The organism is Pontibacter rugosus, from assembly GCF_042678745.1.
Lineage (GTDB): Bacteria > Bacteroidota > Bacteroidia > Cytophagales > Hymenobacteraceae > Pontibacter > Pontibacter rugosus.
On the sequence record NZ_JBHTLD010000521.1, the window covers coordinates 1 to 601 of the forward strand.

Genomic DNA, 601 nt, shown 5'->3' on the forward strand with positions numbered 1-601 from the left:
CACAACTTAACGAACCGCTGTATACGAGACCCGTACGTACAGTGGTGTGTGAGGCGCACCCTGCTACCTAGAGGTGGCAGGGCCGTCTACACGATTATGTGTTTGGTTTATTTTGTACGTGCAAATTCAGGCGTACATAAGCTACCTGTAGCACCGCTACCATACTTTAACACTACATTATCTTTATAAAATAAAAGCATACAATCATCTGAATACTTTTCTTGCTGTTCATTATCTAATTGCTCGTCAAAAATCAAGTATCCAAATTTCCCCATACCTTTAAATCCATAGTCTATTGCAGTTGGGTTACCGCTTACAATCCCTATACAATCTGCGTTACTTAATTTTTCTCTAATTTCGATAAATGTCTGGTCTGTCCAGTTCAGCTTTTTCTTAACTAAGTCTAAAGAGTTAGTCTTCCCATGATATTTACTTTCATATTCGGTTTGAGGCACTTCAACGTAATCAGACAAGTCCAAATCCCATTTCCGAAATAGTAGTTCGAGTTTGGAGGAGTCGTTTAATTTTTCATAAACCATTAAATCAACATTATCAGATGAGTTAAATTGAATTCTCACCTTATAATTGTGTGGAACAATGC

General features: G+C 37.4%; 1 protein-coding gene. It reads right to left on the bottom strand.

Translation table 11 applies throughout. From position 1 onward, the window contains the following. Nucleotides 1–107: 107 nt before the first annotated feature. Nucleotides 108–601 (bottom strand): hypothetical protein (locus ACFQ2O_RS22245; protein WP_377533213.1); only part of this gene is annotated, 494 nt, incomplete at its 5' end.